The organism is Caulobacter sp., from assembly GCF_049283275.1.
In the GTDB taxonomy this organism is placed as follows: Bacteria; Pseudomonadota; Alphaproteobacteria; order Caulobacterales; family Caulobacteraceae; genus Caulobacter.
This window is the reverse complement of record NZ_JBAPVS010000320.1, coordinates 1-7,225: the sequence shown is the minus strand read 5'-3', so window position 1 is coordinate 7,225 and position 7,225 is coordinate 1. Positions and strand designations below refer to the sequence as shown.

The following is a 7,225-nucleotide window of genomic DNA, read 5'->3' as shown; positions in this document are numbered from 1 at the left end:
ACGCCGGCCGCCGCCCCCGCTTCCGCCCCGGCCGCGGCTCCCGCCGCGCCGGCGGCCTAAGATACGATTGCAGGATTAAGTCCGATGGCTCACGCCGCTGACATCGATCACCACGACGCTTCGCACGACGACGCCGACCACAAGCCGCCGTTCTTCCAGCGTTGGTTCTTCTCGACCAACCACAAGGACATCGGCACGCTCTACATCCTGTTCGCCATCATGGCGGGCCTGGTGGGCGGCGCCCTGTCGGGCCTGATCCGCTGGGAACTGGCCGAGCCGGGCATCCAGATCTTCGGTCCCAACTCGTCGATCAGCCTGATGGGCCTGATCGAGCAGTCCAAGCACGGCTACAACGCCGTCGTCACCGCCCACGCCCTGATCATGATCTTCTTCATGGTCATGCCGGCGATGATCGGCGGGTTCGGCAACTGGTTCGTGCCGATCATGATCGGCGCGCCGGACATGGCCTTCCCGCGGATGAACAACATCTCGTTCTGGCTGCTGGTCGCCGCCTGGGTGCTGCTGCTGTGCTCGATGTTCGTCGACGGCGGCCCGGGCAAGGGCTTCGGCGGCGGCTGGACGATCTATCCGCCCCTGTCGACCACCGGCCACACCGGCCCGTCGATGGACCTGGCGATCCTGGCCCTCCACCTGGCCGGCGCGTCGTCGATCCTGGGCGCGATCAACTTCATCACCACGATCTTCAACATGCGCGCGCCGGGCATGACCCTGCACCGCATGCCGCTGTTCGCCTGGTCGGTGCTGATCACCGCCTTCCTGCTGCTGCTGTCGCTGCCCGTCCTGGCCGGCGCCATCACCATGCTGCTGACCGACCGCAACTTCGGCACCCACTTCTTCGACCCGGCCGCCGGCGGCGACCCCGTCATGTTCCAGCACCTGTTCTGGTTCTTCGGCCACCCGGAAGTGTACATCCTGATCCTGCCAGGCTTCGGCATCATCAGCCACATCGTCTCGACCTTCTCCAAGAAGCCGATCTTCGGCTACCTGGCGATGGCCTACGCCATGGTCGCCATCGGCTTCGTCGGCTTCATCGTGTGGGCGCACCACATGTACACCGTCGGCATGAGCATCAACCTGCGCGCCTATTTCGTGGCCGCCACGATGGTCATCGCGGTGCCGACCGGCGTGAAGATCTTCTCGTGGATCGCCACGATGTGGGGCGGGTCGATCAGCTTCAAGACGCCCATGCTGTGGGCGATCGGCTTCATCTTCCTGTTCACCGTGGGCGGCGTCACCGGCGTGGTCCTGGCCAACGCGGGCATCGACTACAGCCTGCACGACACCTACTACGTCGTCGCCCACTTCCACTACGTGCTGTCGCTGGGCGCGGTGTTCGCCATCTTCGCCGGCTTCTTCTACTGGTTCGAGAAGATGTGGGGCGTGAAGTACAACGAGTTCCTGGGCTGCCTGCAGTTCTGGATCATGTTCGTCGGCGTGAACCTGGTGTTCTTCCCGCAGCACTTCCTGGGCCTGCAAGGCATGCCGCGTCGCTATGTCGACTATCCGGACGCCTTCACCCTGTGGAACCACGTCTCGTCGATCGGCTACGTGATCACCGCCGCGGGCGTGGTGGTGTTCCTGGTCATCCTGCTGGAAGCCGCCATCCGTCGCCGCAAGGCCGAGGCCAATCCGTGGGGCGAAGGCGCCACCACCCTGGAATGGACCCTGTCCTCGCCGCCGCCTTTCCACCAGTTCAGCGATCCGCCGGTCATCAAGGCCGACAGCCACTGATCTGGTAGTCGAGACACGCAAAACGCGGGGGCGCGGGTCGGATGAAAATCCAGCCCGCGCCCTTCGCCCATCAAGATCTGAAGACCCTTAGGTACAATGGCCCCCACCCCCGTCCTGACTGGACATGTCCTGACCCCCGACGAGGCGACCGCCACGGTCCGTCACGCCCGTTGGCAGGACTATTTCCAGCTGATGAAGCCGCGGGTGATGTCGCTGGTCGTCTTCACGGCGCTCACGGGCCTGCTGGCCGCCCGCACGCCGATCCATCCCCTGCTGGGGGCGGTGGCGGTGTTCTGCATCGCCGTGGGGGCCGGGGCCTCTGGCGCGCTGAACATGTGGTACGACGCCGACATCGACGCCAAGATGCGCCGCACGCGCGGCCGCCCGGTGCCCGCCGGCCTGGTCAAGGGCGAGGAGGCCGCCACCCTGGGCGTGGTGCTGAGCCTGCTGTCGGTGATGCTGATGGGCATGGCGATCAACTGGCTGGCCGCCGGCCTGCTGGCCTTCACCATCGTGTTCTACGCGGTGGTCTACACCATGTGGCTCAAGCGCTGGACGGCCCAGAACATCGTCATCGGGGGCCTGGCCGGCGCGTTGCCGCCGGCCATCGGCTGGGCCGCGGCCACGGGCCACGCGCCGCTGAACGCCTGGCTGATGGTGCTGGTGATCTTCTTGTGGACCCCGCCGCACTTCTGGGCCCTGTCGCTGTACATCAGCACCGACTACGCTAAGGCCGGCGTGCCGATGCTGCCCGTGGTCAAGGGCGCCAAGGAAACCCGCAAGCAGATCCTGATCTACACCTTGCTGCTGATCCCGGTCTGCATCGCGCCGGTGTTCACCGGCCTGGGCGGCTGGCTCTATCTGGCGGTCTCGGGTCTTGGGGGTCTGGTGTTCCTGACCCTGGCCTGGCGGGTGTTCGCCAGCACGGCCGGCGACGCCGCCGATCCGCGCCCGGCCGACCGCGACCTCTACGAGGTGGGCGAGACCGCCGCCAAGCGGGGCAAGCCGGTCGGTGACGCCCGGCACGCGCGCAACCTGTTCGCCTTCTCGATCCTCTATCTGTTCGCCCTGTTCGCCGCCCTGTTGGCCGAGGCGGTGCTGGGCCTGAAAGTGCTGGAGTCGCCGCTATGAGCCGCCCCAAGACGAGCAAGGATCTGGATCCCGCCGCCAAGGCGCGCGGCGGCCGCAACATCGCCCTGGGCCTGGGCCTGGCGGCGTTCGTCATCCTGGTGTTCGTGGTCACCGTCGTGAAGCTGGGAGGCAATGTTGGGCCCCACTTCTAAGAACGACCTGTCGCCCGAGGACCTCGCCAAGATCGAGGCCGACAATCTGGTCGGCGTCGGGCCTCGGCCGAAGGGGCGCGGTCACCTGAAGGTGGCGGCGATCTGCGGCGTGGCCTTCTTCGGCATGGTCGGGGCGGCCTATGCGGCGGTGCCGCTGTACAAGATGTTCTGCCAGGCCACCGGCTTCGACGGCACGGTGCGCAAGGCCGACGCCAAGCCGACCCAGGTGCTGGACCGCAAGGTCGAGATCCGATTCGACGCCAATGTCCGCGGCCTGCCCTGGGACTTCCAGGCCATGCAGGTCAGCCAGGACGTCCGCATCGGCGCCACCGGCCTGGCCTTCTTCAAGGTCACCAACACCAGCGACAAGCCGCTGACCGGGCGGGCGATGTACAACGTCGTGCCCGAGCAGGCCGGACCCTATTTCCAGAAGCTGGAGTGCTTCTGCTTCTCCAGCCAGACGATCGCGCCCGGCCAGACGGTCGAGTTCCCGGTCGTCTACTTCGTCGACCCCGGCTTCGCGACCGATCCGGAGACCAAGGGCAAGTCGGAGATCACGTTGTCCTACACCTTCTTCCCGGCGGTCGAGGACGCGGCGGGCGGGAAACAGGCGGCGACGACGCCGCGTATCGTCGAACCCCTTGGCGGCACGCCGCCGAGGGCGCTATAGCGTTTCAAACATAGCGCGTCGGCGGGGGGACCGGTCGATGCGCTTAGAGGGATTAAAGGGTTAGCACGCACATGGCCCACGGCGCCGTCAAACACGACTATCACATCCTGCCCCCCAGCCCGTGGCCGTTCGTCGGTTCGGCCTCGGCCACGCTGATGGCCATCGGCCTGATCGCCTGGATCAAGGGCGGGGTCTTCGGCATCGAGAAGGGCCAGTGGTGGCTGTTCGCGACCGGCCTGGCCGGCGTGCTCTACACGATGTTCGGCTGGTGGCGCGACGTGGTGAAGGAAGCCAACGCCGGCGACCACACCCCCGTCGTCTCGATCGGCCTGCGCTACGGCATGGTGCTGTTCATCGCTTCGGAAGTGATGTTCTTCGTGGCGTGGTTCTGGATCTTCTTCGAGATGGCCCTGTTCCACCACCACCGCACCCTGTCGGGCATCGAGGAAGTCCGCGCCGCCTGGGCCACCTGGCCGCCGGCCGGCGTCGAGGCCGTCTCGCCCTGGCACCTGCCGCTGGTCAACACCCTGACCCTGCTGCTGTCGGGCACCACCATCACCTGGTCGCACCACGCCCTGCAGCAAGGCGACCGCAACGGCGCCAAGTGGGGCCTGATCCTGACCATCCTGCTGGGCGCGCTGTTCACGACCATCCAGGTCTATGAATATGCTCACATCAATCACGAGCAGCTGTTCTACTCGGAAGCGGCGGTCAATTCGGGCCTCTACGGCTCGACCTTCTTCCTGGCCACCGGCTTCCACGGCTTCCACGTGTTCGTCGGCACCCTGTTCCTGATCGTCTGCCTGATCCGGCTGCTGAACGGCGCCTTCACCCCCAAGCAGCACTTCGGCTTCGAAGCCGCCGCCTGGTACTGGCACTTCGTGGACGTGGTCTGGCTGTTCCTGTTCGCCTTCGTCTACGTGATCTTCGGCGCTTCGGCGCACTAGATCATCCGCTTCGAGAGGGCCCGGAACGCCGCATGGTGTTCCGGGCCTTTTTGCTTTTAGGGATAGACCCATGGCCCATGTGAACCCCTATCTCGCCGGCGCGACCGGCCGCTGTCCGCACTGCGGCGAGGGCATGCTGTTCGACGGCTTCCTGAAGATCGCCAAGACCTGCGAGGCCTGCGGCTTCGACCTGGGGGCCAACGAGACCGGCGATGGGGCGACGACCTTCGTGATCCTGATCGCCGGCTTCCTGTGCGCGTTCGGGGCGCTGTTTTCGATGTTCGCCTTCGGCTGGCCGGTCTGGCTGCTGCTGGTGGTCTGGCTGCCGATCACCCTGGTCGCGTGCCTGGGCCTGATGCGGCCGGCCAAGGGCCTGATGGTGGCCGCCCAGATCGCCAACAACGCCTCCGAGGCCGGCCGCCACGATGTCTGAGGCCGTTAAGGACCGTCGCTTCCCGATCGGGCTGACGATCGCCACCCTGATCGCCTTCGCCATCCTGTGCGTCCTGGGCGGCTGGCAGATCAAGCGCCTGGCCTGGAAGCAGGACCTGCTGGCCCGGATCGAGGTCCTGAAGACCGCGCCCGCCCAGCCCCTGGCCACGGTGCTGGCCGGCGTGCCGGCCACTGGGGGCGACGACGCGTCCTGGACCCGCGTCGCGGTCGACTGCGCGCCCGACAAGGCCCAGACCCTGCCCCTGGTCTATGGCGTGCGCGACGGCGACATCGTCTGGCGCGCCACGGCCCTCTGCCGGACCCCGGGAGCGGGCTATGGCGCGATCCTGCTGGACCTGGGCGTGGTCAAGGCCCTGACCGGCCAGTCGGCCCCTACGCCGCTCGCCCTGGCCGCTCCGGCCCAGGCCGTGGGCGTGCTGATGGCCCCCAAGTCCCTGGGCGGCGACCGCGCCGCGACGCTGACCCGCTTCGCCGCCGACAAGCCCGCGCCCTACATCCTGATGGTCGAGACCGCGACCCCCGCCCCGCCCGGAATCGTCCCCGCGCCGCTTCCGGCAGAAATTTCCAATCGGCACCTGGAATACGCCCTGACGTGGTTCGGTCTTGCCGTGACCCTGCTGTTTATCTATGCCGCCATGCTCTGGCGGAAGATGAGATCCTGATGCGCTACGTTTCGACCCGGGGCGAGTCCCCCTCGATCGGTTTCCTGGACGCGGTCCTGGCGGGCCTGGCCCCCGACGGCGGGCTGTATGTGCCAGAGCGCTGGCCGACCTTCACGGCCGATGAGATCGCCGCCTTCGCCGGCCAGCCCTACGCCCAGGTCGCCGCCACGGTGATCGGCAAGTTCGTCGGCGACGACCTGCCCGCCGAGGACCTGCAGGAGATGTGCGACGAGGCCTACGCCTCCTTCGCCCATGCCGCCGTCGCGCCGCTGAAGCAGCTGGCCCCCGGCCGCCACCTGCTGGAGCTGTTCCACGGCCCGACCCTGGCCTTCAAGGACGTGGCGATGCAGCTGCTGGGGCGGCTGTACGACTACGTGCTGTCGCGCCAGTCGCGGACCATGACCATCATCTGCGCCACCTCGGGCGACACCGGCGGCGCGGCCGTCGAGGCCTTCCGCGGCCGCTCGCACGCCCGCATCGTGGCCCTGTTCCCCGAGGGCCGGATCAGCGAGGTCCAGCGCCGGTTCATGACCACGGCGACCGACAAGAACGTCGCCTGCGTCTCGATCCAGGGCTCGTTCGACGACTGCCAGGCCATCGTCAAGCAGGCCTTCTCGGACGACCAGTTCCGTCACGCCGTCGACCTGTCGGGCGTCAACTCGATCAACTGGGCGCGGATCGCCGCCCAGAGCGTCTATTTCTTCACGGCCGCCGTCGCCCTGGGCGCCCCGGCCCGCAAGGTGGCCTTCGTGGTGCCCACCGGCAATTTCGGCGACGCCTACGCGGCCTATGTCGCCACCCGCATGGGCCTGCCGATCGCCAGGATCGTGGCCGCCACCAATTCCAACGACATCCTGGCCCGGGCCTTCGAGGAGGGCCGCTATGCGCGCGGCGCGGTGGCCGCCACCCAGAGCCCGGCCATGGACATCCAGGTCGCGTCGAACTTCGAGCGCCTCTATTTCGAAGCCGTCGGCCGTGACGGGGTCGAGACCGGCCGGGCGTTCCGCGCCTTCGCCGGCACCGGCGTGCTGGACATCCCGCCCAGCGCCCACGCCAAGATGCGCGAGCTGTTCCAGGGCGCGTCGGTCAGCGAGGCCGACACCGCCAAGACCATCCTGTCGACCCTGAACGAGACCGGCGAGGTCATCGACCCGCACACCGCCGTCGGCGTCGCGGCCGCCGCGACCCTGCGCCTGGCCGATCCCACGACGCCGGTCGTGGTGCTGTCCACCGCCCACCCGGCCAAGTTCCCCGAGGCCGTCGCGGCCGCCGCCGGCGTGGTCCCGGCCACCCCGCGCGCCACGCCGGACCTGTCCAAGAAGCCCGAGAAGTTCGACCGCCTGCCCGCCGACGCCGAAACGGTGAAGGCCTTCGTGCGGGAGTTCGTGGCGAGCTGACCGCAGCCCGGGGACATGCCCTTGCGGCGTGTCCCCAGCCCCAACCCGGAAGCGCCAGGAC

At 67.9% G+C, this 7,225-nt stretch carries 8 protein-coding genes; all 8 read left to right on the top strand.

What is annotated here, in order from left to right; all coding sequences use genetic code 11:
* Positions 1 to 84: 84 nt before the first annotated feature.
* The 8 genes from ctaD (at position 85) to thrC (ending at position 7,164) form a co-directional block, all read left to right on the top strand.
* The gene (ctaD, locus tag WAL33_RS18115; RefSeq protein WP_422182968.1) at positions 85 to 1,752 is read left to right on the top strand and encodes a cytochrome c oxidase subunit I; all 1,668 of its coding nucleotides are present in this window, start codon (positions 85 to 87) and stop codon (positions 1,750 to 1,752) included.
* 96 nt (positions 1,753 to 1,848) lie between these two features.
* Positions 1,849 to 2,883 carry a heme o synthase gene (cyoE, locus tag WAL33_RS18110; RefSeq protein ID WP_422182966.1) on the top strand — a complete coding sequence of 345 codons (1,035 nt, stop codon included), beginning with the start codon at positions 1,849 to 1,851 and terminating at the stop codon, positions 2,881 to 2,883.
* The gene (locus WAL33_RS18105) at positions 2,880 to 3,035 is read left to right on the top strand and encodes a hypothetical protein (protein ID WP_422182964.1); all 156 of its coding nucleotides are present in this window, start codon (positions 2,880 to 2,882) and stop codon (positions 3,033 to 3,035) included. The genes cyoE and WAL33_RS18105 overlap by 4 nt, the downstream gene beginning before the upstream one ends.
* A 31-nt stretch (positions 3,036 to 3,066) precedes the next feature.
* Positions 3,067 to 3,705: a cytochrome c oxidase assembly protein gene (locus tag WAL33_RS18100; RefSeq protein WP_422182970.1), complete on the top strand. Its 639-nt coding sequence runs from the start codon at positions 3,067 to 3,069 to the stop codon at positions 3,703 to 3,705.
* 71 nt (positions 3,706 to 3,776) lie between these two features.
* Positions 3,777 to 4,652, top strand: a complete 876-nt coding sequence (locus WAL33_RS18095; protein ID WP_422182963.1) for a cytochrome c oxidase subunit 3 — start codon at positions 3,777 to 3,779, stop codon at positions 4,650 to 4,652.
* 70 nt (positions 4,653 to 4,722) lie between these two features.
* Positions 4,723 to 5,085, top strand: coding sequence for a DUF983 domain-containing protein (locus tag WAL33_RS18090; RefSeq protein ID WP_422182961.1), 363 nt, complete (start codon positions 4,723 to 4,725; stop codon positions 5,083 to 5,085).
* The gene (locus WAL33_RS18085; protein ID WP_422182959.1) at positions 5,078 to 5,767 is read left to right on the top strand and encodes an SURF1 family protein; all 690 of its coding nucleotides are present in this window, start codon (positions 5,078 to 5,080) and stop codon (positions 5,765 to 5,767) included. The genes WAL33_RS18090 and WAL33_RS18085 overlap by 8 nt, the downstream gene beginning before the upstream one ends.
* Positions 5,767 to 7,164, top strand: coding sequence for a threonine synthase (thrC, locus tag WAL33_RS18080; protein WP_422182957.1), 1,398 nt, complete (start codon positions 5,767 to 5,769; stop codon positions 7,162 to 7,164). The genes WAL33_RS18085 and thrC overlap by 1 nt, the downstream gene beginning before the upstream one ends.
* Positions 7,165 to 7,225 lie beyond the last annotated feature (61 nt).

What these genes read in the sequence shown, in the direction of transcription:
- WAL33_RS18090 (WP_422182961.1), top strand. Translation starts at nt 4,723, where the DNA reads ATGGCCCATGTGAACCCCTATCTCGCCGGCGCGACCGGCCGCTGTCCG.
- cyoE (WP_422182966.1), top strand. Translation starts at nt 1,849, where the DNA reads ATGGCCCCCACCCCCGTCCTGACTGGACATGTCCTGACCCCCGACGAG.
- WAL33_RS18095 (WP_422182963.1), top strand. Translation starts at nt 3,777, where the DNA reads ATGGCCCACGGCGCCGTCAAACACGACTATCACATCCTGCCCCCCAGC.
- ctaD (WP_422182968.1), top strand. Translation starts at nt 85, where the DNA reads ATGGCTCACGCCGCTGACATCGATCACCACGACGCTTCGCACGACGAC.
- WAL33_RS18085 (WP_422182959.1), top strand. Translation starts at nt 5,078, where the DNA reads ATGTCTGAGGCCGTTAAGGACCGTCGCTTCCCGATCGGGCTGACGATC.
- WAL33_RS18105 (WP_422182964.1), top strand. Translation starts at nt 2,880, where the DNA reads ATGAGCCGCCCCAAGACGAGCAAGGATCTGGATCCCGCCGCCAAGGCG.
- thrC (WP_422182957.1), top strand. Translation starts at nt 5,767, where the DNA reads ATGCGCTACGTTTCGACCCGGGGCGAGTCCCCCTCGATCGGTTTCCTG.